This window comes from Enterobacter sp. PGRG2, assembly GCF_030291195.1.
Taxonomy (GTDB): domain Bacteria; phylum Pseudomonadota; class Gammaproteobacteria; order Enterobacterales; family Enterobacteriaceae; genus Enterobacter_D.
Window position 1 is genome coordinate 163,633 of the sequence record NZ_CP127837.1, and the last position, 25,533, is coordinate 189,165.

The following is a 25,533-nucleotide window of genomic DNA, read 5'->3' on the forward strand; positions in this document are numbered from 1 at the left end:
ACTGGCCTTTGATCTCTTTACGACCGTTGTACGGTGCTTTTTCGCCCAGCGCTTCTTCGATACGGATCAGCTGGTTGTATTTAGCAACGCGGTCAGAACGGCTCATGGAACCGGTTTTGATCTGGCCTGCAGCGGTACCTACTGCCAGGTCGGCAATGGTCGCATCTTCAGTTTCGCCAGAACGGTGAGAGATCACCGCAGTGTAGCCAGCGTCTTTCGCCATTTTGATCGCAGCCAGAGTTTCGGTCAGAGAACCGATCTGGTTGAATTTGATCAGGATGGAGTTAACGATGCCTTTTTCGATACCTTCTTTCAGGATCTTGGTGTTGGTTACGAACAGATCGTCACCAACCAGCTGGATTTTGTCGCCCAGCACTTTGGTCTGGTATGCGAAACCATCCCAGTCAGATTCGTCCAGACCATCTTCGATGGAAACGATCGGGTACTGTTTGGTCAGATCTTCCAGGAAGTGGGTGAATTCTTCAGAGGTGAAGGCTTTGTTGCCTTCGCCGGCCAGAACGTATTTACCGTCTTTGTAGAACTCGGACGCTGCGCAGTCCATCGCCAGAGTGATATCGGTGCCCAGTTCGTAGCCTGCTGCTTTAACCGCTTCAGCGATTACAGCCAGTGCTTCAGCGTTGGAGCCCAGGTTCGGCGCGTAGCCGCCTTCGTCGCCAACTGCAGTGTTCATACCTTTAGCTTTCAGAACTTTAGCCAGGTTGTGGAACACTTCAGAACCCATACGCACAGCTTCTTTCAGCGTCTTAGCGCCAACAGGCTGGATCATGAATTCCTGAATATCAACGTTGTTATCTGCGTGCTCGCCACCGTTGATGATGTTCATCATCGGAACCGGCATGGAGTATTTGCCCGGAGTGCCGTTCAGTTCAGCGATGTGCTCGTACAGCGCCTGACCTTTAGAAGCCGCAGCGGCTTTGGCGTTAGCCAGAGACACAGCCAGGATAGCGTTCGCACCGAAGTTAGATTTGTTTTCAGTACCGTCCAGATCGATCATGATCTTATCGATACCAGCCTGGTCTTTGGCGTCTTTGCCAAGCACTGCCTGAGCAATCGGGCCGTTAACCGCAGCAACCGCTTTGGTTACGCCTTTACCCAGGAAACGGGATTTGTCGCCATCGCGCAGTTCCAGAGCTTCACGGGAACCAGTAGAAGCACCTGACGGGGCAGCAGCCATACCGACGAAACCACCTTCAAGGTGTACTTCGGCTTCAACAGTCGGGTTACCACGGGAGTCGATGATTTCACGACCGATGACTTTAACGATTTTGGACATTAGGATTTCCTCAGTACAAGTTAAACTAAAACTCCAGACAAACAATGCACCCGGCAGGGTGCATTGTCGTTCTAACTCTTACTTCGCCTGACGCTTCTGGAAATCGCTTGCGGCCTTAACAAAGCCTGCAAACAGCGGATGTCCATCACGCGGCGTTGAAGTAAATTCCGGGTGGAACTGACAGGCGACAAACCACGGATGGTTTGGCACCTCGATGATCTCAACTAACTGATCATCGCCGGAACGGCCCGCGACACGCAGACCCGCAGCTTCAATTTGTTTCAACAACATATTGTTGACTTCATAGCGGTGACGGTGACGTTCAACAATGGTAGACGCACCGTACAACTGACGAACGAGGCTGTCGTCATCCAACTGGCACTGCTGTGCGCCGAGACGCATCGTACCACCCAGGTCGCTCTTTTCAGTGCGGACTTCGACATTGCCATCTTCATCACGCCATTCGGTAATGAGCGCCACGACAGGGTACTTACAGTCTGGCACAAATTCCGTTGAGTTGGCGTTGTCCATTCCCGCTACGTTGCGCGCAAACTCAATCAGCGCAACCTGCATACCCAGGCAAATGCCCAGATAAGGAATATTATTTTCACGCGCGAAGCGTGCAGTGGCGATCTTACCTTCAACGCCGCGGTAGCCGAAACCACCCGGGATCAGGATCGCGTCCAGACCTTTTAAGATCTCAACGCCGCGCGTTTCCACATCCTGCGAATCGATCAGCTTGATGTTGACGGTTACGCGGTTCTTCAGACCACCGTGTTTCAGCGCTTCGATCACCGATTTATAGGCATCCGGCAGCTCAATGTATTTGCCGACCATGCCGATGGTGACTTCACCCGCCGGATTCGCTTCTTCGTAAATAACCTGTTCCCATTCAGACAGGTTAGCTTCCGGACAGTTCAGGCTGAATCGTTTACAAATATAATCGTCCAGTCCCTGAGATTTCAACAGGCCCGGAATTTTATAAATAGAATCGACGTCTTTCAGAGAAATAACGGCTTTTTCTGGAACGTTACAGAACAAAGCAATTTTCGCACGTTCGTTGGCAGGAACCGCGCGATCTGAGCGACAAATCAGAATATCCGGCTGGATACCGATAGAAAGCAGCTCTTTCACAGAATGCTGTGTCGGTTTGGTCTTCACCTCACCTGCCGCCGCCATGTATGGCACCAGCGTCAGGTGCATGTACATGGTGTGTTCACGGCCCACTTCCACGGCCATCTGGCGAATCGCTTCAAGGAACGGCAGGGATTCGATGTCGCCCACCGTACCGCCGATTTCAACCAGCACCACGTCGTAGCCTTCGCCACCTTCGATGATGCGCTCTTTGATGGCGTTAGTGATGTGCGGAATAACCTGAACGGTCGCGCCCAGATAGTCGCCACGGCGCTCTTTACGCAGAACGTCGGAGTAGATACGACCGGTAGTGAAGTTGTTACGGCGGCTCATTTTGGTGCGAATGAAGCGCTCGTAGTGGCCCAGGTCTAAATCGGTTTCAGCGCCGTCTTCAGTAACGAACACTTCCCCGTGCTGAATTGGGCTCATGGTGCCCGGATCGACGTTGATGTACGGATCCAGTTTCATAATGCTTACGCTGAGGCCACGGGCTTCAAGAATGGCTGCGAGGGAGGCTGCGGCAATGCCTTTTCCCAGAGAGGATACGACCCCGCCGGTCACAAAAATATAGTTCGTTGTCATGCTGAACCTGAGAAGTTAGGTTTAAAAGACGATGGAATAACCAGGACGGGAAAGCAGTATACCGGAACCAGGCAGTTGCCACAAACTTTCATTCTTCCTCCTCTTCCACAGGTTCTGACAATAATAAGGAGTGAGAAAATAGCCCCTTTTGGCTAAATGTTTTTGACGCAAATCAAGCGCTTGTTATTTAAAAAATCACACAAATCGCGCTTGATCCGCAAAAGTCGTTAGAGATCAGATTCCTGCCGCTTTACCTGCTGCCAGACTTCTTCCATGGTTTCCAGATCCACACCGGTCATGCTCAGCCCGCGGGCGGCCACAATACGCTCCACTTCCCGGAAACGACGCTCAAATTTGAGGTTCGCTTTTTGCAGCGCCACTTCCGCTTTGACGCCCAGATGACGGGATAAATTCACGGTGGCGAACAGCAAATCGCCCATTTCTTCTTCCACCCGCGCCTGATCGACGACCGCCTGTTTCGCCTCGTCCATCACTTCGTCGATCTCTTCGTAGACTTTTTCCACCACCGGGCCGAGGGTGGCCCAGTCAAAGCCGACCGAGGCGCAGCGCTTCTGAATTTTATGCGCGCGCATCAGCGCCGGGAAGCTGTGCGGGATGTCATCCAGCACCGAATGCTGCGCTTTTTCGGCGCGCTCTTCGTGCTTAATTTGCTCCCAGCGCGCTAATACCTGAGTGCTGTTTTCTGCCGTGGCATCGCCAAAGATATGCGGGTGACGGCGTTCAAGCTTGTCGCTGATTGCCGCGCAAATGTCATTGAAGTCAAAACGCCCCTCTTCCTGCGCCATTTGCGCGTAAAACACCACCTGGAACAGCAGATCGCCCAGTTCGCCGCGCAGATCATCAAAATCTTCCCGGGAAATGGCGTCCAGCACTTCATAGGTTTCTTCGAGGGTGTAAGGGGCGATGGTGGCAAAGGTCTGCTCTTTATCCCACGGGCAGCCGTTTTCCGGGTCGCGCAGGCGTTGCATGATGCCCAGCAGGCGATCGATTTGCGTCATTGAAATGTCCTGAAAATACAGGCCCGACAGCAACCCGCCGTCGGGCCGAAAAAGTAGAATTAACCGCCGTGCAGGCGACGCGCGTCTATCACATCCGGCACCTGATTCAGTTTGCCGAGGACGCGGCCAAGCACCTGCAGATTATAGATTTCGATATTCATATCAATGGTGGCCAGCTGCTGTTTGGTGTCGCTGCGGCTTGCCACGCCCAGCACGTTGACCTTCTCATTGGCGAGAATGGTGGTAATGTCGCGCAACAGACCGCTGCGATCGTTAGCGGTCACGCGCACCACCAGCGAATAGCCCGCCGAGTAGCTCTCGCCCCATACCGCGTCGACAATTCGTTCAGGCGCGTGGGATTGCAGTTCGGTCAGCTGATCGCAGTCGGCGCGGTGAATAGAGATGCCGCGTCCCTGAGTGATAAAACCGGTGATCTCATCGCCAGGGATCGGCTGGCAGCAGCGGGCGATGTGGTGCATCAGATTACCAACGCCCTCCACCACCACGCGGCCTTTATCTTTGTTGGTGTTACGGTGCGGCGGCGCCCAGGTTTTCTGCTGCAACTGTTTAAGCGCAGCGGCGTCCTGTTCTTCGGCGCTCGGTTTATTAAACTGCGCCTGCAGGAAGTTAACCATCTGGTTAAGGCGAATATCGCCGCCGCCAATCGCCGCCAGCAGCTCTTCCACTTCGTTGAAGTTGTAGCGCGGCAGCAGCTGTTTTTCCGCCTCTTTAAGGCTGATCCCCAGATGTTCAAGCTCGTCATCAAGGATCTGCCGCCCGGCGAGAATATTTTTATCGCGATCCTGTTTGCGGAACCAGTTATGGATCTTGGCCCGTCCGCGGCTGGTGGTGACATAGCCAAGGTTAGGATTCAGCCAGTCGCGGCTGGGGTTCGGCTGCTTCTGGGTGATGATTTCGATCTGATCGCCCATCTGAAGCTGATAGGTAAAGGGCACAATGCGTCCGCTGATTTTCGCCCCGATGCAGCGATGGCCGACGTCGCTGTGAATGTGGTAGGCGAAGTCGAGCGGCGTGGAGCCTGCCGGTAAGTCGACCACATCGCCTTTCGGCGTAAAGACGTAAACGCGATCGTCGAACACCTGACTGCGCAGCTCGTCGAGCATTTCGCCGGAGTCGGCCATCTCTTCCTGCCAGGCGATAAGCTTACGCAGCCAGGCAATGCGATCTTCATGACCTGACGCACGCGCGCCTGTCGCGGCTGCCCCTTCTTTGTACTTCCAGTGCGCCGCCACGCCCAGTTCGGCATCTTCATGCATCTGACGGGTACGGATCTGGATCTCAACGGTTTTGCCGCCTGGCCCCAGCACCACGGTGTGAATGGACTGGTAACCGTTCGGTTTCGGGTTGGCGACGTAGTCGTCAAACTCGTCGGGCAGATGGCGATAATGAGTGTGTACGATACCCAGTGCCGCATAGCAGTCCTGCAGGCGCTCGGCCACAATACGCACCGCGCGCACGTCAAACAGCTCGTCAAAGGCGAGCTGCTTTTTCTGCATTTTGCGCCAGATGCTGTAGATGTGCTTCGGACGGCCATACACCTCGGCCTTCACGCCCTCGGTTTTCATTTCCGAGCGCAGATGACCCACAAATTCATCAATGTAATGTTCACGATCGATACGGCGCTCATGCAGCAGTTTAGCGATGCGCTTGTATTCATCCGGATGCAGATAGCGGAAGCAGTAATCTTCCAGCTCCCATTTCAGCTGACCGATACCTAAGCGGTTCGCCAGCGGCGCATAGATATTGGTGCACTCTTTGGCCGCCAGTACGCGTTCATCTTCCGGCAGATCTTTCACTTCCCGCAGATGCGCCACGCGCTCGGCCAGTTTGATCACCACGCAGCGGAAATCATCGACCATCGCCAGCAGCATCCGGCGAACGTTATCCACCTGTTCAGAAGAAACGGAGTCGTTGTGCGTGGCTTTCAGCTGACGGATAGCGGCCATATCACGCACGCCGTGGATCAAATCGACAATGGCTTTACCGACGCTCTCGCGCAGGACGTCTTCGCTGACGACGTTGGCGTCCGCCAGCGGAAACAGCAGCGCCGCGCGCAGCGTTTCAATATCCATGCTTAACATGGAGAGGATTTCCACCATCTCGACGCCGCGCCACAACAGCAGATCGGCGTCAGGATGGCCCTGGGTTTTTTGCAGGCAGTACGCCCAGGTTTCGGCTAAGCGGTCACACGAGGGCTGACTGGAAATTCCCAGACTGGCGATCCATTTTTCAGAATCGAATTCTCCTGCCCGATTAAGATGTGCACTTCTTACCGCAACCATTGTCCTCTCCTTTCAGGGACGAAGCCTGTCGAATTCGACAAGCCGAAGTTAATTACCTGTGCTCACACTGCGTGCAAATAACACCATAGATTCCAGATGCCCAGTGTGCGGGAACATGTCCAGCATCGCCAGCCGCTGAATCTGGTACCCCGCATTTAATAATGCTTCACTGTCGCGGGCAAGCGTGGCCGGGTTACAGGAAACATAGACTACTTTTGACGGGGCAAGTTTTATTATGTGCTGCATGACGCCCGGCGCACCGGCGCGCGCCGGATCGAGCAGCACTTTATCTATGCCGTGACGTGCCCAGGGCTGCGCAGTGACATCTTCTTCCAGGTTTTCATGAAAAAATGTCACATTGTGCAACGCATTCTGTTCGGCGTTTTGCCGCCCTTTTTCCACCAGCGCCGCGACACCCTCCACGCCCACCACGCTTGCGGCGCGTTTCGCCAGCGGCAGGGTAAAATTGCCCATCCCGCAGAACAGATCCAGCACCCGATCGCCAGGGGAAATGTCCAGCCACGCCAGCGCTTTTGCCACCATTTGCTGATTCACGCCATCATTCACCTGAATGAAATCACGCGGGCTGAAGGTTAAGCGTAGCCCGTCCGAGGTGTACCAGGGCGCCTCGCCGGTTACCGGTTGCAGTATGTCGCTTTGCGGCGCAAGAAACAGCGCTACGTCCCCGGAATGCGAAAAGCGTTCCAGTTTTTCACGATCTTTGGCGCTTAATGGCGCGGTATGACGCAATACCAGCAGCGGGCCGTTATCGGCCAGCACCAGTTCGACGTGTCCAAGATGGTGCGGATTGTCCAGCGCCTGCAGACAGCTGCGCAATGATGGCAGCAGCGCCTCAAGACGGGGCACCAGAATCGGGCAACGCTTCACGTCGATGATGTCGTTTGAACCCGCTTTGCGAAACCCCATTTCCAGCCGCTGGCTTTTTGCCGCCACGTTCAGGCTCAGGCGCGCGCGACGACGATAGCCCCAGGGCTGGTCGGCGATCACTTCGTCTACGTCGCGTTTCATCATGCGGGCCAGCGCGCTGCGCTTACTGCGCTGTTGCAGCGCCACGCTGGCATGTTGCTGCTGACAGCCGCCACAGACGCCAAAATGCGGGCACAGCGGCGTTTCCCGTTCCGGGCTGTCGTTAAGACGACGCTTAACCTGCCCGCGGGCATATTGACGTTTGTCTTCCGTCACCATGATTTCCGCCCGTTCGCCGGGCAGTAGTCCGGGGATAAACAGCGCTTTACCGTTGTGACGAGCCACGCCCTGACCAAAAGGATCGAGGTCGCTCACTTCAACAGTTATGATCTGACGCGTCGCCACGCGTCGTTTTGCAGAGTAGAATTGCGCCATTGCCGGGAATTTTCTCAATCAAACATAATTGCCCTAATTGTCCCATAACGGAACTCCATGACCAACTACAGCCTGCGCGCGCGCATGATGATTTTGATTCTGGCTCCCACCGTACTGATCGGTTTGTTGCTCAGCATCTTCTTTGTTGTCCACCGCTACAATGACTTACAGCGTCAGCTTGAAGACGCCGGCGCCAGCATTATTGAGCCGCTCGCCGTCTCCAGCGAATACGGCATGAATCTGCAAAACCGTGAGTCTATCGGGCAGCTCATCAGCGTGTTGCACCGTCGCCATTCGGACATCGTGCGGGCGATCTCCATTTACGATGAGCGTAACAATCTGTTTGTTACCTCAAATTTCCATCTCGATCCGGACGAGCTAAAACTGTCGAAAGGCACGCCTTTCCCGCGCCGCTTAAGCGTGGTGCGCAACGGCGATTTTATGATCCTGCGTACGCCGATTATCTCAGAAAGGTATTCACCTGACGAATCTTCCACGGCGGATGCCAAGCAGGCGAATAATATGTTGGGCTACGTGGCGCTGGAGCTGGATCTGCGTTCCGTGCGCCTGCAGCAGTACAAAGAGATTTTTGTCTCCTCGGTGATGATGCTGTTCTGTATCGGCATCGCCCTGATCTTTGGCTGGCGGCTGATGCGCGACGTCACCGGCCCGATCCGCAATATGGTCAATACCGTTGACCGTATCCGTCGCGGTCAGCTGGACAGCCGCGTGGAAGGCTTCATGCTCGGCGAGCTGGATATGCTGAAAAACGGCATTAATTCGATGGCGATGTCGCTGGCGGCCTATCACGAGGAGATGCAGCACAATATCGATCAGGCCACCTCCGATCTGCGGGAAACGCTGGAGCAGATGGAGATCCAGAACGTTGAGCTGGATCTGGCGAAAAAACGGGCGCAGGAAGCGGCGCGCATCAAGTCCGAGTTTCTGGCGAACATGTCTCATGAGCTGCGCACGCCCCTTAACGGCGTGATTGGCTTTACCCGCCTGACGCTGAAATCCGAACTGACGCCCACCCAGAAAGATCATCTGCATACCATTGAGCGCTCTGCCAATAATCTGCTTACCATCATTAATGACGTGCTGGATTTTTCGAAGCTTGAAGCCGGTAAGCTGATCCTTGAAAGCATTCCCTTCCCGCTGCGCAACGCGCTGGACGAAGTGGTGACGCTGCTGGCCCATGCCGCGCATGATAAGGGCCTTGAGCTGACGCTGAACATCAAGAACGACGTGCCGGACAACGTCATTGGCGATCCCCTGCGCCTGCAACAGGTGATTACTAATCTGGTGGGTAACGCCATTAAGTTCACCGAAAACGGCAACATTGACATCCTGGTGGAAAAACGCTCCATCAGTAATAACAAAGTGCAGATCGAGGTGCAGATCCGCGATACCGGTATCGGTATTCCCGAGCGGGATCAGTCGCGGCTGTTCCAGGCGTTCCGTCAGGCGGATGCGAGTATTTCGCGGCGACACGGCGGTACCGGCCTTGGGCTGGTGATCACGCAAAAACTGGTTAATGAAATGGGCGGCGATATCTCTTTCCACAGCCAGCCGCAGCGCGGGTCCACCTTCTGGTTCCACATCAATCTCGATCTCAATCCAAACGTCATCGGCGAAGGGCCATCAACGCTGTGCCTTACGGGTAAACGGCTGGCCTACATTGAGCCGAACACGGCGGCGGCGCAGAGCACGCTGGATTTACTGAGCAGTACGCCGCTGGAGGTGATCTACAGCCCGACACTGTCAGGGCTGCCGGAAGATCATTACGATATTCTGCTGCTGGCGGTGCCGGTGACCCTGCAGGAGCCGCTGACCATGCAGCATACCCGGCTGGCGAAGGCGTCGCAGATGACCGATTACCTGCTGCTGGCGCTGCCCTGCCATGCGCAAATTAACGCCGAAGAGCTGAAACAAAATGGCGCGGCGGCCTGTCTGCTCAAGCCCCTAACGGCGGCGCGACTGCTGCCCGCGCTCAATGAATATTGTCGCCTTAACCGCCGTGCGCCGCCGCTGCTGGAGAACGCGGATAAGCTGGCGATGAGCGTCATGGCGGTAGATGATAATCCCGCCAACCTGAAGCTGATCGGCGCGCTGCTTGACGATCAGGTGCAGCAGGTGGAGCTGTGTGAAAGCGGGCAACAGGCCGTTGACCGGGCGCGGCAGATGCAGTTCGATTTGATCCTGATGGATATTCAGATGCCGGAAATGGACGGCATTCGCGCCTGCGAGTTAATCCGCCAGTTGCCGCACCAGCAGCAGACGCCGGTAGTGGCGGTCACGGCCCATGCCCTTGCCGATCAGAAAGAGAAGCTGTTCAGCGCGGGCATGAACGGTTATCTGGCGAAACCGATCGAAGAAGATAAGTTACGCGGCCTGCTGCTGCGCTATCTGCCCGGCCCTGGCGTCAGCCAGTGGCTGACGCCGCCTGAGCCGCAACCGCTTCCTGAGCCGGTGGAAGCCACGGTCAACCCGAACGCCACCCTCGACTGGCAGATGGCGCTGCGTCAGGCCGCCGGAAAGAATGATCTGGCGCGGGAAATGTTACAGATGCTGCTCGATTTCCTGCCGGAGATCCGCAACAAGGTGGAAGAACAGCTGGTGGGAGAAGCGCCGGAAGGACTGACGGAGGCCATTCATAAGCTGCATGGCAGTTGTGGCTACAGCGGCGTGCCACGGCTGAAAAATCTCTGCCATCTGATTGAGCACCAGTTACGCAGCGGAACGCCCGCCGCGGATCTGGAGCCGGAATTCCTCGAACTGCTGGATGAGATGGATAACGTGGGGCGGGAAGCGAGTAAGATCCTGGGATAATACTCCCTCTCACCCCGGCCCTCTCCCGCAGGGAGAGGGCGACGTTGTCAGGCTGACGGCGGTAATCCCCGCCCGGCCTTTAACACCGCCGCGACGTTGCGCGCGGTCATGCGTACGTTTTCCCCGGCATTTTTCAGCGCGTCGTCCAGTGAGCAGATGGTGTAGATGACGCTGAATACCGCGTCCAGACCGTGCTCATGGACGATCCCCACGTCTGCCGTCAGGCTGCCGGCAATACCAATTACCGGTTTGTTATAACGCTTCGCGACCTTCGCCACACCAACCGGCACTTTGCCGTGCACGGTCTGGCTGTCGATGCGCCCTTCGCCGGTGATCACCAGATCGGCACCGGCAACGTGCTCCGCCAGATGCAGCGCGTCGGTGACGATCTCAATGCCGCGACGCAGCTCCGCGCCGCAAAATGCATACAGCCCGGCCCCCATGCCGCCCGCCGCGCCCCCGCCTGCCAGCGTAAGCACATCCACATCCAGATCGCGCTGAATGATCTTCGCATAATGGTGCAGCGCGTGGTCGAGACGGGCAACGGTTTCGCCCGTCGCGCCTTTTTGCGGGCCAAAAACCGCCGATGCGCCCTGGTCACCCGTAAGCGGGTTTGTCACGTCACAGGCCACTTCTATGCGGCAGGTTTTCAGGCGCGCATCCAGTTCGCTGACGTCAATGCGCGCCAGGGTTTCCAGTTCGCCGCCGCCCTGCCCCAGCGCCTTGCCCTGCGCATTTAACAGCTTCGCGCCCAGCGCCTGCACCATTCCGGCGCCGCCGTCATTGGTGGCGCTGCCGCCAAGCCCGATAATAATGTGTTTCACGCCCGCATCGAGGGCGTGACGGATCAGCTCGCCCGTCCCCCAGGATGTTGTAATTAATGGGTCGCGTTTTGCCGCAGGCACCAGTTCCAGACCACTGGCGGCGGCCATTTCAATAAAGGCGCTCTGTTCATCGCCGGAAAGACCGTAAAAACCCGCCACCGATTCGCCGAGCGGGCCGGTCACCTTTACCTGCACTTTTCTGCCGTGGGTGGCAGCCACCATCGCTTCGACCGTGCCTTCGCCGCCATCTGCCACCGGCAGTTTGACGTACTCCGCGTCCGGGAAAATCTCTTTAAAACCGCGTTCAATGGCGGTAGCGACATCGAGGGCACTCAGGCTTTCCTTGTATGAGTCCGGTGCGATCACTATTTTCATATGCTGTCCTTAGGTATGTTGACTGCCAGTATTATCTTTCCCGATACGGGAAAGCGCCGGTTCCCGCAAGAACCGGCGGGGTTGCACTAACGCACCATGCAGGGGCGTTTGTTATCAAAAGTCCAGTTGGGGATCAGGTACTGCATGCCCATGGCGTCGTCGCGCGCGCCCAGGCCATGCTTCTGATACAGTTCATTCGCCTTCATCACCTGATCCATATCCAGCTCAACGCCGAGGCCCGGCGTAGTCGGCACCTGCACCATGCCGCCTTTAATTTCGAATGGCTGTTTAGTGAGGCGCTGATTGCCTTCCTGCCAGATCCAGTGTGTATCAATGGCGGTGATGTTGCCTGGCGCTGCGGCCGCTACGTGAGTGAACATCGCCAGCGAGATGTCGAAATGGTTGTTGGAGTGTGAACCCCAGGTCAGGCCGAATTCATGACACATCTGCGCCACCCGCACCGAGCCCTGCATGGTCCAGAAGTGCGGATCCGCCAGCGGAATATCCACCGATTGCAGCGACAGCGTGTGCCCCATCTGCCGCCAGTCGGTGGCGATCATATTGGTGGCGGTCGGCAGGCCGGTGGCGCGGCGGAATTCCGCCATCACTTCACGCCCGGAGAAACCCTGCTCTGCGCCGCACGGATCTTCGGCATAGGCCAGTACGCCGCGCAGGGATTTACCGATAGCGATGGCTTCATCCAGCGACCAGGCGCCGTTCGGATCGAGCGTCACGCGCGCCTGCGGGAAGCGTTTAGCCAGCGCGGTAACTGCCTCCGCTTCTTCAAAGCCCGCCAGCACGCCGCCCTTGAGTTTGAAATCGTTAAAGCCGTATTTTTCATAGGCCGCTTCCGCCAGGCGCACCACCGCATCCGGGGTCATGGCTTCTTCGTGGCGCACGCGATACCAGTCGCATTTGTCGTCCGGCTGGCTCTGGTACGGCAGCGGCGTGCGTTTACGATCGCCGACAAAGAACAGATAGCCGAGCATTTCCACTTCGCTGCGCTGCTGCCCGTCGCCCAGCAGGGTGGCAACGTTAACGCCGAGGTGTTTGCCGAGCAGATCGAGCATCGCGGCTTCAATACCGGTCACCACGTGAATGGTGGTACGCAAATCGAAGGTTTGCAGGCCGCGGCCAGCGGCGTCGCGATCGGCGAATGCCTGACGCACGGCGGTGAGGATATTTTTGTATTCGCCGATGGTTTTACCCACCACCAGCGCGGCGGCGTCTTCCAGCGTGGTGCGGATTTTTTCGCCGCCGGGTATTTCGCCCACGCCGGTCTGTCCGGCGTTATCTTTGATGATCACGATGTTGCGGGTAAAGAACGGCGCATGGGCACCGCTCAGGTTCATTAACATGCTGTCGTGACCAGCAACCGGGATCACCTGCATGGAAGTAACAACGGGGGTAGTGGTGCTCATTCTGTCATCCTTTTACTCTAATCAATGGCGTCCAAAGACGGGGCGTTTGCGGTCAAACGTCCAGCCCGGGATGAGATACTGCATGGGGCCGGCGTCATTACGCGCGCCGCCCGGCAGGGTTTTGTAGAGCTCGTGGGCCTTCTCAATCTGGCCCCAGTCGATTTCCACGCCCAGTCCCGGCGCGTCAGGGACGGCAATTTTGCCCTGCTTAATTTCCAGCGGCTGTTTCGTCAGGCGGGCATCGCCTTCCTGCCAGATCCAGTGGGTGTCAATGGCCGTTGGCGTACCAGGTGCTGCCGCGCCGACATGGGTAAACATCGCCAGCGAAATATCAAAATGGTTATTCGAATGACAGCCCCAGGTCAGGCCCCAGTCATCGCACAGCTGCGCCACACGCACCGCCCCGGACAGCGTCCAGAAATGTGGATCCGCCAGCGGTATATCTACCGCATTGAGCATGACGGCATGCCCCATTTCCCGCCAGTTGGTGGCGATCATATTGGTGGCGACCGGCAGCCCGGTGGCGCGGCGGAACTCCGCCATCACTTCGCGCCCGGAAAAGCCCTGCTCCGCCCCGCACGGATCTTCCGCATAGGTCAGCACATCGTTGAGTCCCTTACACAGGCGAATGGCCTCATCGAGCAGCCATGCGCCGTTGGGATCCACGGTAATACGCGCATCCGGAAAACCTTTCTTGAGCGCGCGTGCGGTTTCGATCTCCTGCTCGCCGGGCAGCACGCCGCCCTTGAGTTTGAAGTCTTTAAAGCCGTAGCGATCCTGCGCCGCCTGCGCCAGCGTCACCACCGCCTCGCTGGTCATCGCCTGCTGATGACGCAGGCGATACCAGTCGTGATTGCCCGGCGTGGCGTCAAGGTACGGCAGCGGCGTTTGGGTGCGGTCGCCGACGTAAAACAGATAGCCAAGCACGGTCACCGCATCGCGCTGCTTGCCGGGGCCGAGCAGTTCGCACACCGGCACGTTCAGCGCTTTGCCCAGCAGATCCAGCAGCGCCGCCTCCAGCGCGGCCACTGCGTTGACGCGCAGTTCAAACGTCCATGCGCCTTTGCCGAAGGTGTCAAAATCCGCTGCCTGGTTGCCTTTGTGGACCCGCTGTACGACTTTATTCAGACGGGCCACTTCCTGCCCCACCACCAGCGGAATGGCATCCACCAGCGTCTGGTAAATGGTTTCGCCGCCCGGCGCTTCACCGACGCCAGTGTTACCGGCGTTATCGGTCAACACCACGATATTGCGGGTGAAGTAAGCGTTATGCGCGCCACCGATATTCATCAGCATGCTGTCGTGCCCGGCTACCGGGATCACTCGCATGCTGGCAATTAAGGGAGTTGCCTGCGTATTCATCATTCACGTCCCGCCACAGGTTTTAGTTCGACACGTTTAATGTCACCCACCAGCACCAGATAACTCAGCACCGCCACCAGCGCATGAATACCGACGTAAATCAGCGCGCCGTTAAAGGAGCCGGTGGTGCCGACGATATAGCCGATAGCGATCGGCGTGACGATGCCGGAGACATTGCCGAACATATTGAACAGCCCGCCTGACAGGCCGCTGATCTCTTTCGGCGCGGTATCCGCCATCACTGCCCAGCCCAGCGCGCCAATGCCTTTGCCGAAGAACGCCATCGCCATAAAGCCGATGATCATCCACTCGGTTTCAACGTAGTTACAGAACACCATCACCATCGACAACATCATGCCGAGCACGATAGGCGTTTTACGGGCGATATTCAGCGAGCCAGTACGACGCATCAGCCAGTCGGAAATCACCCCTCCCAGTACGCCGCCCACAAAGCCGCAGATGGCCGGCACCGAGGCGACAAAGCCTGCTTTCAGGATCGACATGCCGCGCGCCTGCACCAGATAGACCGGGAACCAGGTGATAAAGAAGTAAGTCAGGGCGTTAATGCAGTACTGGCCGAGATAGATGCCGAGCATCATGCGGGAGCCGATCAGCTGTTTGATCTGCCCCCACTTTTGACTGAGCGGAACATGCGTTTTAGGGCCTTTCTGATCCATATTGATCAGCCCGCCGCCTGCGGCGATGTATTCCAGCTCTTTTTTGTTTACGCCCGGATGTTCATTTGGTTCATGGATCACTTTCAGCCAGATAAAGCTGATGACAATCCCCAGACCGCCCATAAAGAAGAACACGTGCGACCAGCCCACCTCATGAGTTAACCAGCCCATGATCGGCGCGAAGATCACCGTCGCGAAGTATTGTGCGGAGTTAAAAATGGCGACGGCGGTGCCCCTCTCCTGCGCCGGGAACCAGGCCGCGACGATACGGCTGTTGCCGGGGAAAGATGGCGCTTCAGCCAGCCCGACCAGGAAGCGCAGGGTAAAGAGCGCGACTATGATGCCGAACCCGCTGAAAATATCGACGAAACCCTGCAGGAGGGTGAAGGCGGACCAGATAAAAATGGACCAGAAGTAGACGCGCTTGGAGCCGAAACGGTCAAGCAGCCAGCCGCCGGGGATTTGGCCAATCACATAGGCCCATGAAAATGCCGAGAAAACATAACCCATACCGATGGGATCAAGGCCAATGTCTTTGGCCATTTCCGAACCGGCGATAGACAGCGTGGCGCGGTCACCGTAGTTGAAGGATGTGACGATAAACAGCATCACCACTATCCAGTAGCGGGCATTGGTGCGTTTTTCCGCACTGCTCGCCGCGTGGCTTAATGAACTCATGGTTGTACTCCCGAAGCGTAGATGTTCGTAGCATGTTTCCCGTCGGTGTAGCGGTAGGGTGCCCGGGATCATGCTGTTGTTTTTTGCAGTTCATCTGTCAGGTCGCTTTCCCCTGAACGCTGCATTTGTATCTGGCTCGAAAAGTATAAAAAGCGGGCTACGAACACTCACTGTGCAACCCCACAACATTACGCAGGCATGGGGTGAAGGTTTGATGCAAAAGCCCAGGGCTATGGGGAGTACTTCACGGAAATGAACAGAAAGGGGAGTAAGAATGTAAAAAGCCACCTTCATGGTGGCTTTTATTTAGTTCAGTAAGGTGGCCCAGTGTTCGACCCACGGGTTAGAGACGGATTCCGGTTCCGGATCTTCGCTGGCGTCGATCAGTAATACCTCGCCCAACCGCTGTGCGTTCTGTTCCTGAAGCAGGGCATCAAAGGTTTTACCCGCGCCGCAAAAGTGCGTGTAGGTGCTGTCGCCGAGGGCGATCACGCCATAGCGTAGTGCGGGCTGCACGCCGATCTGATCTTTCACCGCATGGAACAACGGGGCGATGCTGTCGGGAAAATCCCCCTGCCCGGTGGTGGAGGTGATCACCAGAATAATTTTATCCTGATAGCGCTGCCAGTCGGCCAGCACTGCATCTTCGTAAACGGTGGCCTTATGCCCGTGACCGCTCAGGATCGCTTCTGCTTCTTCCGCCACCAGCAGCGCGTTGCCATAGGTTGTGCCGACAAATATGCCTACTTCTGCCATGCTATTCACTCCTTGCTCAGACTTGACTCTCTTCATCCTGACCGCTGCATGCGGCAAACTCAACCCTTTCATTTAAAGGGAGAAGCCCCCGCCAGCCAAAGTGCGACAGTGCCTGCATCCAGACCTCGTCCAGCCCGGCACGCAGCACCAGCGGCTCGCCGGTAAAAGGATGTGTCAGCGACAGTTCGCTGGCGTGCAGCATCAGGCGCTGACAGCCGAAGTGTTCGGCGGCGCTGCGGTTTTGCTTTAAATCGCCGTGCTTGCTGTCGCCGATAATCGGGTGGCGCAGATGCGAAAGATGGCGGCGTAGCTGGTGCTTGCGGCCGGTTTTCGGCAGCAGCTCCACCAGTCCGTAACGGGTGGTGGGAAATTTCCCGGTGGCGACGGGCATCTCGGCAGTGGCCAGCCCGCGATAGTGCGTCACCGCGGGCTGAGGGCCTTTATCTGCGCGGGCAAACTTGTCGGCGATTTTATCCAGCTCTTCGGTCAACGGATAATCCAGCTCGGCCTCATCCATCAGCCAGCCGCGCACGATAGCGTGGTAGCGCTTCTGCATCTGGTGCTGTTCAAACTGTTGCGATAACAGGCGGCCCGCCTCGCTGGACAGGCCCATCAGCAGCACGCCGGAGGTCGGACGATCGAGGCGATGGGCGGTAAACACGTGCTGACCAATCTGGTCGCGCACGGTTTGCATCACCACCACTTTTTCATCGCGATCGAGCCAGCTGCGGTGCACCAGCCAGCCGGAGGGTTTGTTCACCGCCACCAGCCATTCGTCCTGATAGATGATTTCCAGCATCAGGCGTTATCGCCAGCAAAGATGGCATCAAGCTGTTGAAGCTGTACCAGCACCACATCCCGCGCCGGATGGCTGGCATCAAGCGCGACTTCATAATAAGGCGCGATGGCAAAGGTCTGCGGCAACGGCTGTCCGCTGTCTAACAGGGCATGCATACGCGGGATCAGCACCCATTGCAGCCACTCGAACGGCTCCATGGTATCCAGACAAAAAGGCTCGGTACTTTCGAAAGCGCTGGCGGCCGGGGCATGGGTTTGCCAGATGCCCTGCTCGTTTAAGAGGGTTTCCAGGCTGAACAGTTGTTGGCGCACGTGCTGGTGGGGAGTCATATCAACCTCGACTGAAAATAAAACTGGCGCGCAGGATAGCACTAGTCGGGCCTGAACAAAAAAAGGGAGCACTGTAAAAACAGTGCTCCCGGTTCGTTTCGCAGCATTCCGGCTACTTTTGTTGCTCCCTGCTCATCCTTGACAACTTTTCCTGCGGTCTCCTGACCTGTTCATCCGTAAACAACTGCATCCTGCTCGTACCACCCCGATACGATCTGCGTTATCCGTAACGCCCGTCCCTGAACATCCTGGTCCGCCGGGCATCCTGACCGGCTCTCATTCTCCGTCCTGGAGGTGTCCTTTAACGCGTCCTGCGTCATCCACTTTGCTTCATCCGGAAGCCTTTCCTTGCAGCACCGTCCTGGTGTTCCTGCTGCGAAGCTACACCATCCCGGCATCCACTTCGCAATGTGACCTCTTGTCAACGGGGATAAGGATCCGCTTTTTTGCCCTGTCCTACAAGAAGGTGCTTAAGAACATAATCAGAATAGCATTCGACACAGACGGGAGTTTATGAGGTTAACTTGTTGAATATAAGGGATTAACGGGAGAGCATGACGGACTGAATGAGAAGAAAATCCTGGCGATCTCCTACAGCTTGTGTAAGAGATCTCTCACAAACTCAGTAGTAATCTGGATTACAGAACAGGCTCAAGCTGATTAAGAAATTCCGTAACGGACGGGGCCAGCACCGTACGTTTCGCCGTACCGATGGTTTCGACAATTACCTGTCCGGTCAGGTTGCAGACGGCAATAACGTCCAGTTCGCTGTCGAGCGTGGCGATAAACAGCGTGGGCGAAATCTTAAGGCGCTTCTGCGTCACCAGATGGCCAATTAGATTTTCCTGCACGCGGCGGAAATCGTCCTCGCTCCAGGTTTGCAGCAGCGTCAGCGTCTGTGCGCCAAAGCGCGCGGGCATATCACCGGCAAACTGGGTGGCATAAAACGCGTGCAGCGCGGGTTGTACCACAATATCTAATGCCCGTTCAACCGCGTTTACATTGGGTTCCCCTTCAAAGGGTTGCGGCTGCCAGAACACGCTGTCCTGGGTGGTAGAGATAATGCAGGGCGAGGGCACGCCGTACAGATCTTCACTCTGCGGCCAGCTGTGGCGTGTCTCATGCCAGGCATCGCAATAGCGTGCGGTAAATGCTTTCAGGGCGAGCGCCGTTTCTGTGTGCACCGATTTCTCTCTTAACCAAAGCCAGGATAAACTTGGCGGATAGTTTACCTGCAAAATGGCGATGAAACATGTCTTCTTATGATAACCACCAGGCGCTGGCTGGCCTGACCCTCGGCAAATCCACCGCGTACCGCGATACCTACGACGCCAGCCTGTTGCAGGGCGTACCGCGCAGCCTGAACCGCGATCCGCTCGGCCTGCATGCCGACAACCTGCCCTTTCACGGCGGCGATATCTGGACGCTCTATGAGCTGTCATGGCTGAACAGCAATGGCCTGCCGCAGGTGGCGGTTGGACAGGTGGAACTTAACTACGCCAGCGTCAATCTGGTGGAATCAAAAAGCTTTAAGCTCTATCTCAACAGCTTCAATCAGACGCGTTTCGCCAGCTGGGATGAGGTGCAGGCCACCCTGCAGCGCGATCTCAGCGCCTGTGCGCAGGGCGACGTGAGCGTGGCGCTTTATCGCCTTAATGAACTGGAAGGTCAGCCGATCGCCGCGTTCAACGGTGTGTGCATTGACGATCAGGATATTACGATCGATAACTACGACTTTAGCGCCGATTATCTGGAAAACGCCGCCAGCGGCCCGATTGTCGAAGAAACCCTGGTCAGCCATCTGCTGAAATCCAACTGCCTGATCACCCATCAGCCGGACTGGGGTTCGGTGCAGATCCAATATCGCGGGCCGCAAATCGACCGCGAGAAGCTGCTGCGTTATCTGGTTTCTTTCCGCCATCACAACGAGTTTCATGAGCAGTGCGTCGAGCGCATTTTTAATGACGTGCAGCGTTTTTGTCAGCCAGAATCCCTGAGCGTGTACGCGCGCTATACCCGTCGTGGCGGGCTGGACATCAACCCCTGGCGCACCAACGGCGATTTTGCGCCCTCAACCGGACGACTGGTTCGTCAGTAATCATAAAAATTTCTGCATTTGCGCCGCACAATCGGCGCATGAGGTTGTTAAACGTCATAAGCCAGGGCTATTGTAATCACAGGGAGCGGCGATTTTCGCCCCGTAAGGAGCTCACTTGATTACACATATAAGCCCGCTAGGCTCAATGGATATGTTGTCGCAGCTGGAAGTCGATATGCTTAAACGCACGGCCAGCAGCGACCTGTACCAGCTGTTTCGCAACTGTTCACTGGCAGTTCTTAACTCAGGGAGTCTGACCGATAACAGCAAAGAACTGCTGTCACGTTTTGAAAGTTTCGACATTAACGTTCTGCGCCGCGAGCGCGGCGTGAAGCTTGAACTGATCAATCCCCCGGAAGACGCTTTTGTGGATGGCCGCATCATCCGCGCACTCCAGGCCAACCTTTTTGCCGTGCTGCGCGACATTCTGTTCGTTAACGGACAGATCCACAGCGCAGGTCGTTTCCAGCATTTAAATCTGGAAAGCTCGACCCACATTACCAACCTGGTGTTTTCCATCCTGCGTAACGCCCGTGCGCTGCACGTCGGCGAAGCGCCGAACATGGTGGTGTGCTGGGGCGGTCACTCGATCAACGAAACCGAATACCTGTACGCCCGACGCGTGGGCACCCAACTCGGCCTGCGTGAACTGAACATCTGCACCGGCTGCGGGCCGGGGGCGATGGAAGCGCCGATGAAAGGCGCGGCGGTCGGCCATGCGCAGCAGCGTTACAAAGAAGGCCGTTTTATCGGCATGACGGAGCCGTCGATTATCGCCGCAGAACCGCCAAACCCGCTGGTCAATGAGCTGGTGATCATGCCGGACATTGAAAAGCGTCTGGAAGCCTTTGTGCGTATCGCCCACGGCATTATCATCTTCCCTGGCGGCGTCGGTACGGCGGAAGAACTGCTCTATCTGCTGGGCATTCTGATGAATCCTGCCAACCAGGACCAGGTGCTGCCGTTGATCCTCACCGGGCCAAAACAGAGCGCGGACTACTTCCGCGTGCTCGACGAATTTATTGTTAACACGCTGGGCGAAGGCGCGCGTCGTTATTACCGCGTGATTATTGATGACGCCCATGAAGTGGCGCGGCTGATGAAAAAAGCGATGCCGATGGTGAAAGAGAATCGTCGTGAAACCGGCGATGCCTACAGCTTTAACTGGTCAATTCGCATTGCGCCGGAACTCCAGGTGCCTTTCATCCCGTCCCATGAAAATATGGCGAACCTGAAGCTCTATCCAGATCAGCCGGTGGAAATTCTGGCCGCCGATCTGCGCCGCGCATTTTCAGGCATTGTGGCCGGGAACGTTAAAGAGGCGGGGATCCACGCAATTGAAGAATACGGGCCGTACAAAATCCACGGCGACAGCGACATGATGCGCCGTATGGACGACCTGCTGCAGGGCTTTGTCGCGCAGCACCGCATGAAGCTGCCGGGCTCGGCGTATATTCCCTGCTATGAAATTATGACCTGATAGCGGGTTTTCATGCCGGGTGACATTACGCTTACCCGGCCGTTGGACTGTCTTGCCGGGTGGCGCTGCGCTTACCCGGCCTACACTCTGCCGTCCGGCGTCCGTTTCGTAGGCCCGGCAAGCCTGCGCCGCCGGGCAAAACCATCCTGCCCGTTATAAGCCATTCTTATTTCTGCTCCCTAAGCCAAACGGTTGCGTATGCTATTTCACCGCTAAAAATCCATTCTTACCTCAGGTATTCCTCAGAAAACGCTGTTTACATCATCTTTTGCAGCGATTTTGTCGTATTTTTCGTTTGATGCTTTGCGTGCATATATTGTCAGTGGTAGCCTGCGCCACCATTAATTTTGGCGTGGGATCGCTTTGCAGTGGGATGACCTGTCATTAACCCCAGAGAAAGCGGATTATTGCATTTGCGATCGGGATCACTGATACATTCATTACATAAATGTATCTTTCCGCCCGCCGATAGTTACGGCAAGAAATTATAAAAAAACCGTCGCTGAACAGATTTCATATTACCGTCAGGCCACTTTTCATTAGATTGCACTGAAAAACCTGATATTTAGCTTCCTCCAGGAGATACAGATGGAAACAACTCAAACCAGCACTGTTGCTGCCGTAGAAACGCGCAGCGCATGGCGTAAAACTGACACCATGTGGATGCTGGGCCTTTACGGCACCGCTATCGGCGCAGGTGTGCTCTTCCTGCCGATCAACGCCGGTGTCGGCGGTATGATCCCGTTGATCATCATGGCCATCATCGCCTTCCCGATGACCTTTTTTGCTCACCGTGGTCTGACCCGCTTTGTGCTGTCCGGTAAAAATCCGGGGGAAGATATTACTGAAGTGGTAGAAGAACACTTTGGTATCGGCGCAGGTAAACTCATCACCCTGCTCTATTTCTTCGCTATCTATCCGATCCTGCTGGTTTACAGCGTGGCGATCACCAACACGGTTGACAGCTTTATGACCCACCAGCTGGGTATGACGCCGCCGCCGCGTTTCATTCTTTCCCTGATCCTGATCGTCGGTATGATGACCATCGTGCGCTTCGGCGAGCAGATGATCGTGAAAGCGATGAGTATTCTGGTGTTCCCGTTCGTGGTTGCGCTGATGCTGCTGGCCCTGTACCTGATCCCACAGTGGAGCGGTGCCGCGCTGGAAACGCTCTCCTTTGACGCAGCCGCCAGCACCGGTAAAGGCCTGTGGATGACCCTGTGGCTTGCTATTCCGGTAATGGTGTTCTCTTTCAACCACTCACCGATCATCTCCTCCTTCGCCGTGGCGAAACGTGAAGAGTACGGTGATGAAGCCGAGAAGAAATGCTCCCGCATCCTGGCGTTCGCGCACATCATGATGGTGCTGACGGTAATGTTCTTCGTGTTCAGCTGCGTGCTGAGCCTGACGCCGGCAGATTTGCAGGCTGCGAAAGATCAGAACATCTCTATTCTGTCTTATCTGGCTAACCACTTTAACGCGCCGATTATCGCGTGGATGGCACCGATTATCGCCATCATCGCCATCACTAAATCCTTCCTCGGCCACTATCTGGGTGCGCGTGAAGGCTTCAATGGTATGGTGATCAAATCCCTGCGCAGCCGTGGCAAAACCATCGAAATCAGCCGCCTGAATAAAATCACCGCGCTGTTTATGCTGGTGACCACCTGGATTGTGGCAACCCTGAACCCGAGCATCCTCGGTATGATCGAAACCCTGGGCGGTCCGATTATTGCGATGATCCTGTTCCTGATGCCGATGTATGCGATTCAGAAAGTGCCGGCGATGCGCAAATACAGCGGTCACATCAGCAACATCTTCGTTGTCTGCATGGGCCTGGTAGCTATCTCCGCTATCTTCTACTCCCTGTTCAGCTAATCCCCCGCGCCGCCCTTTCGGGCGGCGCCCTCTGACTCATAGCAACGGATGATGCATCATGATTAGCGTATTCGATATTTTCAAAATCGGCATTGGCCCTTCCAGTTCCCATACCGTGGGACCAATGAAAGCAGGTAAACAGTTTACGGACGACCTGATTGCGCGTGGCATTCTCAATGACATCACTCGCGTCGTGGTGGATGTCTACGGTTCACTGTCCCTCACCGGCAAAGGTCACCATACCGATATCGCCATTATTATGGGACTGGCGGGCAACCTGCCGGACAGCGTCGACATCGACAGCATTCCGGGCTTCATTCAGGACGTGAATACCCATGGCCGCCTGCTGCTGGCGAACGGTCAGCATGAAGTAGAATTCCCGGTTGACCAGTGCATGAACTTCCATGCGGATAACCTTTCCCTGCACGAAAACGGCATGCGTATCAGCGCGCTGGCGGGTGAAAGCGTGGTTTACAGCCAGACTTATTACTCCATCGGCGGCGGCTTTATCGTCGATGAGGCGCACTTCGGCCTGACCAGTAATGCAGAAATCACGGTGCCGTACCCCTATAAAAATGCCGCCGATTTACAACGTCATTGCCAGGAAACCGGCTTATCCCTTTCCGGCCTGATGATGAAAAACGAGCTGGCCCTGCGCAGCAAAGCCGAGCTGGATCAGCATCTGGCAAACGTCTGGGAAGTGATGCGCGGCGGCATTGAGCGCGGCATTACCACCGAAGGCGTCCTGCCGGGCAAACTGCGCGTCCCGCGCCGGGCGGCGGCGTTACGCCGGATGCTGGTCAGCGGTGATAAAACTTCTACCGATCCGATGGCGGTGGTCGACTGGATCAACATGTTCGCGCTGGCGGTGAACGAAGAAAACGCCGCCGGTGGACGTGTGGTGACCGCGCCGACCAACGGCGCCTGTGGCATCGTGCCGGCGGTGCTGGCGTACTACGATAAATTTATTCGTGAAGTAAATGCTAACTCACTGGCCCGCTATCTGCTGGTCGCCAGCGCAATCGGCTCCCTGTACAAAATGAACGCCTCCATTTCCGGCGCGGAAGTGGGCTGTCAGGGTGAAGTGGGCGTGGCCTGCTCCATGGCAGCGGCAGGTCTGGCGGAATTGCTGGGCGGCAGCCCGACGCAGGTGTGCATCGCGGCCGAAATCGGCATGGAGCATAACCTGGGGCTGACCTGCGATCCGGTCGCCGGACAGGTACAGGTACCCTGCATTGAACGCAACGCCATTGCCTCGGTGAAAGCGGTGAACGCCGCGCGTATGGCCCTGCGCCGTACCAGCGAACCGCGCGTGTGCCTCGATAAAGTCATTGAGACCATGTATGAGACGGGCAAAGACATGAACGCCAAATACCGCGAAACATCCCGTGGCGGCCTGGCGATGAAAGTCGTCGCCTGCGATTAATCACGTCAGTCGTTCCTTTATGAAGCCGGGTGCGCTTATGCCACCCGGCTTTTTTGCGAGGCGTCTTCCCGTTTTTCCCCCGCTTTCTGGCCTCCCCCTCACCGCTGGTGTTACCCTTAGCGCGTTAAATTTTTTCTGGAGCGTGCTGTGGCTGTTCATCTGTTAATTGTTGATGCGCTTAATCTTATTCGCCGGATCCATGCCGTGCAGGGATCGCCCTGCGTCCAGACCTGCCTGCACGCGCTCGACCAGTTGATCCTTCACAGCCAGCCGACTCATGCGGTGGCGGTCTTTGATGACGAGGCGCGCAACAGCGGCTGGCGACATCAGATCCTGCCGGATTACAAAGCAGGTCGCGCGCCGATGCCGGACAACCTGCACGCGGAAATGCCTGCCCTGCGTGCGGCCTTTGCCAGCCACGGCGTGCCATGCTGGATGTCAGATGGCAATGAGGCGGACGATCTGGCCGCCACCCTCGCGGTAAAAGTGGCGCAGGCCGGGCATCAGGCCACCATAGTGTCAACGGACAAAGGCTACTGCCAGCTGCTCTCTCCGACCATCCGCATCCGCGACTATTTTCAGAAGCGCTGGCTGGATGCGCCCTTTATCGCCGCTGAATTTGGCGTCACGCCCGAGCAACTGGCGGATTACTGGGGACTGGCGGGGATCAGCAGTTCAAAAATTCCGGGCGTGGCGGGTATCGGGCAGAAGAGCGCCACGCAGCTTATCACCACCTTTGGCACGCTGGAAAATCTCTATGCAGGGCTTGCGGAGGTACCGGAAAAGTGGCGCAAAAAACTGGTGGAACATCGCGAAATGGCGTTTATCTGCCGGGATGTGGCAAGGCTGAAAACGGATCTACAGGTGGAAGGGAATTTGCAGCAGCTGCGGCTGGCGAGATAAT

At 56.5% G+C, this 25,533-nt stretch carries 19 protein-coding genes; 6 read left to right on the forward strand and 13 right to left on the reverse strand.

The genetic code is table 11. The features are described 5' to 3' along the window. From eno to rlmD, 5 genes are all read right to left on the reverse strand, one after another. A partial coding sequence (gene eno / locus QRD42_RS00645; RefSeq protein ID WP_072569958.1) for a phosphopyruvate hydratase occupies positions 1–1,294 on the reverse strand: 1,294 nt, incomplete at its 3' end. Between the two features lie 78 nt (positions 1,295–1,372). Further along, positions 1,373–3,010, reverse strand: coding sequence for a glutamine hydrolyzing CTP synthase (pyrG, locus tag QRD42_RS00650; protein WP_072569957.1), 1,638 nt, complete (start codon positions 3,008–3,010; stop codon positions 1,373–1,375). A 227-nt stretch (positions 3,011–3,237) separates the two neighbouring features. Continuing rightward, the gene (mazG, locus tag QRD42_RS00655; protein WP_318375128.1) at positions 3,238–4,029 is read right to left on the reverse strand and encodes a nucleoside triphosphate pyrophosphohydrolase; all 792 of its coding nucleotides are present in this window, start codon (positions 4,027–4,029) and stop codon (positions 3,238–3,240) included. Positions 4,030–4,088: 59 nt separating this feature from the next. Continuing rightward, positions 4,089–6,332, reverse strand: a complete 2,244-nt coding sequence (gene relA / locus QRD42_RS00660; protein WP_318364299.1) for a GTP diphosphokinase — start codon at positions 6,330–6,332, stop codon at positions 4,089–4,091. Between the two features lie 48 nt (positions 6,333–6,380). Then, the gene (gene rlmD / locus QRD42_RS00665) at positions 6,381–7,694 is read right to left on the reverse strand and encodes a 23S rRNA (uracil(1939)-C(5))-methyltransferase RlmD (protein ID WP_321987965.1); all 1,314 of its coding nucleotides are present in this window, start codon (positions 7,692–7,694) and stop codon (positions 6,381–6,383) included. Between the two features lie 57 nt (positions 7,695–7,751). Between rlmD and barA the strand changes: the two genes are divergently transcribed. Then, a complete protein-coding gene (barA, locus tag QRD42_RS00670) occupies positions 7,752–10,526 on the forward strand; it encodes a two-component sensor histidine kinase BarA (protein ID WP_321987966.1) in 2,775 nt (924 codons plus the stop codon). 47 nt (positions 10,527–10,573) lie between these two features. Here barA and QRD42_RS00675 read toward each other — a convergent pair whose 3' ends face one another. The 8 genes from QRD42_RS00675 to syd form a co-directional block, all read right to left on the reverse strand. Then, on the reverse strand, positions 10,574–11,725 hold the full coding sequence (locus tag QRD42_RS00675) for a glycerate kinase (protein ID WP_321987967.1): 1,152 nt from the start codon (positions 11,723–11,725) through the stop codon (positions 10,574–10,576). Positions 11,726–11,811: 86 nt separating this feature from the next. After that, the gene (gene gudD, locus QRD42_RS00680) at positions 11,812–13,146 is read right to left on the reverse strand and encodes a glucarate dehydratase (RefSeq protein WP_321987968.1); all 1,335 of its coding nucleotides are present in this window, start codon (positions 13,144–13,146) and stop codon (positions 11,812–11,814) included. Between the two features lie 21 nt (positions 13,147–13,167). Beyond that, entirely contained in the window at positions 13,168–14,508 is a 1,341-nt protein-coding gene (locus tag QRD42_RS00685) for an enolase C-terminal domain-like protein (protein ID WP_318364318.1), read from the reverse strand. Next, on the reverse strand, positions 14,508–15,863 hold the full coding sequence (locus QRD42_RS00690) for an MFS transporter (RefSeq protein ID WP_321987969.1): 1,356 nt from the start codon (positions 15,861–15,863) through the stop codon (positions 14,508–14,510). The genes QRD42_RS00685 and QRD42_RS00690 overlap by 1 nt, the downstream gene beginning before the upstream one ends. Positions 15,864–16,169: 306 nt before the next feature. Then, complete coding sequence (locus tag QRD42_RS00695) at positions 16,170–16,619, reverse strand: flavodoxin (RefSeq protein ID WP_072569949.1); 450 nt, start codon at positions 16,617–16,619, stop codon at positions 16,170–16,172. A gap of 16 nt (positions 16,620–16,635) precedes the next feature. Then, positions 16,636–17,418, reverse strand: a complete 783-nt coding sequence (truC, locus tag QRD42_RS00700; RefSeq protein ID WP_072569948.1) for a tRNA pseudouridine(65) synthase TruC — start codon at positions 17,416–17,418, stop codon at positions 16,636–16,638. Continuing rightward, positions 17,418–17,747 carry a YqcC family protein gene (locus tag QRD42_RS00705; RefSeq protein WP_318364306.1) on the reverse strand — a complete coding sequence of 110 codons (330 nt, stop codon included), beginning with the start codon at positions 17,745–17,747 and terminating at the stop codon, positions 17,418–17,420. Before QRD42_RS00705 ends, truC begins: the two co-directional genes overlap by 1 nt. 638 nt (positions 17,748–18,385) lie before the next feature. Further along, the gene (gene syd / locus QRD42_RS00710; protein ID WP_321987970.1) at positions 18,386–18,931 is read right to left on the reverse strand and encodes a SecY-interacting protein; all 546 of its coding nucleotides are present in this window, start codon (positions 18,929–18,931) and stop codon (positions 18,386–18,388) included. A gap of 68 nt (positions 18,932–18,999) precedes the next feature. Between syd and queF the strand changes: the two genes are divergently transcribed. The 5 genes from queF (at position 19,000) to xni (ending at position 25,532) form a co-directional block, all read left to right on the forward strand. Next, complete coding sequence (queF, locus tag QRD42_RS00715) at positions 19,000–19,845, forward strand: NADPH-dependent 7-cyano-7-deazaguanine reductase QueF (RefSeq protein WP_321987971.1); 846 nt, start codon at positions 19,000–19,002, stop codon at positions 19,843–19,845. Positions 19,846–19,960: 115 nt separating this feature from the next. Continuing rightward, positions 19,961–21,325 carry a nucleotide 5'-monophosphate nucleosidase PpnN gene (gene ppnN / locus QRD42_RS00720; protein WP_321987972.1) on the forward strand — a complete coding sequence of 455 codons (1,365 nt, stop codon included), beginning with the start codon at positions 19,961–19,963 and terminating at the stop codon, positions 21,323–21,325. A gap of 588 nt (positions 21,326–21,913) precedes the next feature. Beyond that, the gene (locus QRD42_RS00725; RefSeq protein WP_072569942.1) at positions 21,914–23,203 is read left to right on the forward strand and encodes an HAAAP family serine/threonine permease; all 1,290 of its coding nucleotides are present in this window, start codon (positions 21,914–21,916) and stop codon (positions 23,201–23,203) included. A 58-nt stretch (positions 23,204–23,261) separates the two neighbouring features. Further along, a complete protein-coding gene (locus QRD42_RS00730) occupies positions 23,262–24,629 on the forward strand; it encodes an L-serine ammonia-lyase (RefSeq protein ID WP_318364310.1) in 1,368 nt (455 codons plus the stop codon). Positions 24,630–24,776: 147 nt separating this feature from the next. Then, complete coding sequence (xni, locus tag QRD42_RS00735) at positions 24,777–25,532, forward strand: flap endonuclease Xni (RefSeq protein ID WP_318364311.1); 756 nt, start codon at positions 24,777–24,779, stop codon at positions 25,530–25,532. Position 25,533 lies beyond the last annotated feature (1 nt).

Bases quoted from the DNA above. Each gene is read 5' to 3' on its own strand.
- QRD42_RS00695 (WP_072569949.1), bottom strand. From the start codon at position 16,619: ATGGCAGAAGTAGGCATATTTGTCGGCACAACCTATGGCAACGCGCTG.
- QRD42_RS00685 (WP_318364318.1), bottom strand. From the start codon at position 14,508: ATGAATACGCAGGCAACTCCCTTAATTGCCAGCATGCGAGTGATCCCG.
- relA (WP_318364299.1), bottom strand. From the start codon at position 6,332: ATGGTTGCGGTAAGAAGTGCACATCTTAATCGGGCAGGAGAATTCGAT.
- QRD42_RS00725 (WP_072569942.1), top strand. From the start codon at position 21,914: ATGGAAACAACTCAAACCAGCACTGTTGCTGCCGTAGAAACGCGCAGC.
- QRD42_RS00690 (WP_321987969.1), bottom strand. From the start codon at position 15,863: ATGAGTTCATTAAGCCACGCGGCGAGCAGTGCGGAAAAACGCACCAAT.
- truC (WP_072569948.1), bottom strand. From the start codon at position 17,418: ATGCTGGAAATCATCTATCAGGACGAATGGCTGGTGGCGGTGAACAAA.
- rlmD (WP_321987965.1), bottom strand. From the start codon at position 7,694: ATGGCGCAATTCTACTCTGCAAAACGACGCGTGGCGACGCGTCAGATC.
- QRD42_RS00730 (WP_318364310.1), top strand. From the start codon at position 23,262: ATGATTAGCGTATTCGATATTTTCAAAATCGGCATTGGCCCTTCCAGT.
- QRD42_RS00675 (WP_321987967.1), bottom strand. From the start codon at position 11,725: ATGAAAATAGTGATCGCACCGGACTCATACAAGGAAAGCCTGAGTGCC.
- queF (WP_321987971.1), top strand. From the start codon at position 19,000: ATGTCTTCTTATGATAACCACCAGGCGCTGGCTGGCCTGACCCTCGGC.
- pyrG (WP_072569957.1), bottom strand. From the start codon at position 3,010: ATGACAACGAACTATATTTTTGTGACCGGCGGGGTCGTATCCTCTCTG.
- barA (WP_321987966.1), top strand. From the start codon at position 7,752: ATGACCAACTACAGCCTGCGCGCGCGCATGATGATTTTGATTCTGGCT.
- mazG (WP_318375128.1), bottom strand. From the start codon at position 4,029: ATGACGCAAATCGATCGCCTGCTGGGCATCATGCAACGCCTGCGCGAC.
- gudD (WP_321987968.1), bottom strand. From the start codon at position 13,146: ATGAGCACCACTACCCCCGTTGTTACTTCCATGCAGGTGATCCCGGTT.
- QRD42_RS00705 (WP_318364306.1), bottom strand. From the start codon at position 17,747: ATGACTCCCCACCAGCACGTGCGCCAACAACTGTTCAGCCTGGAAACC.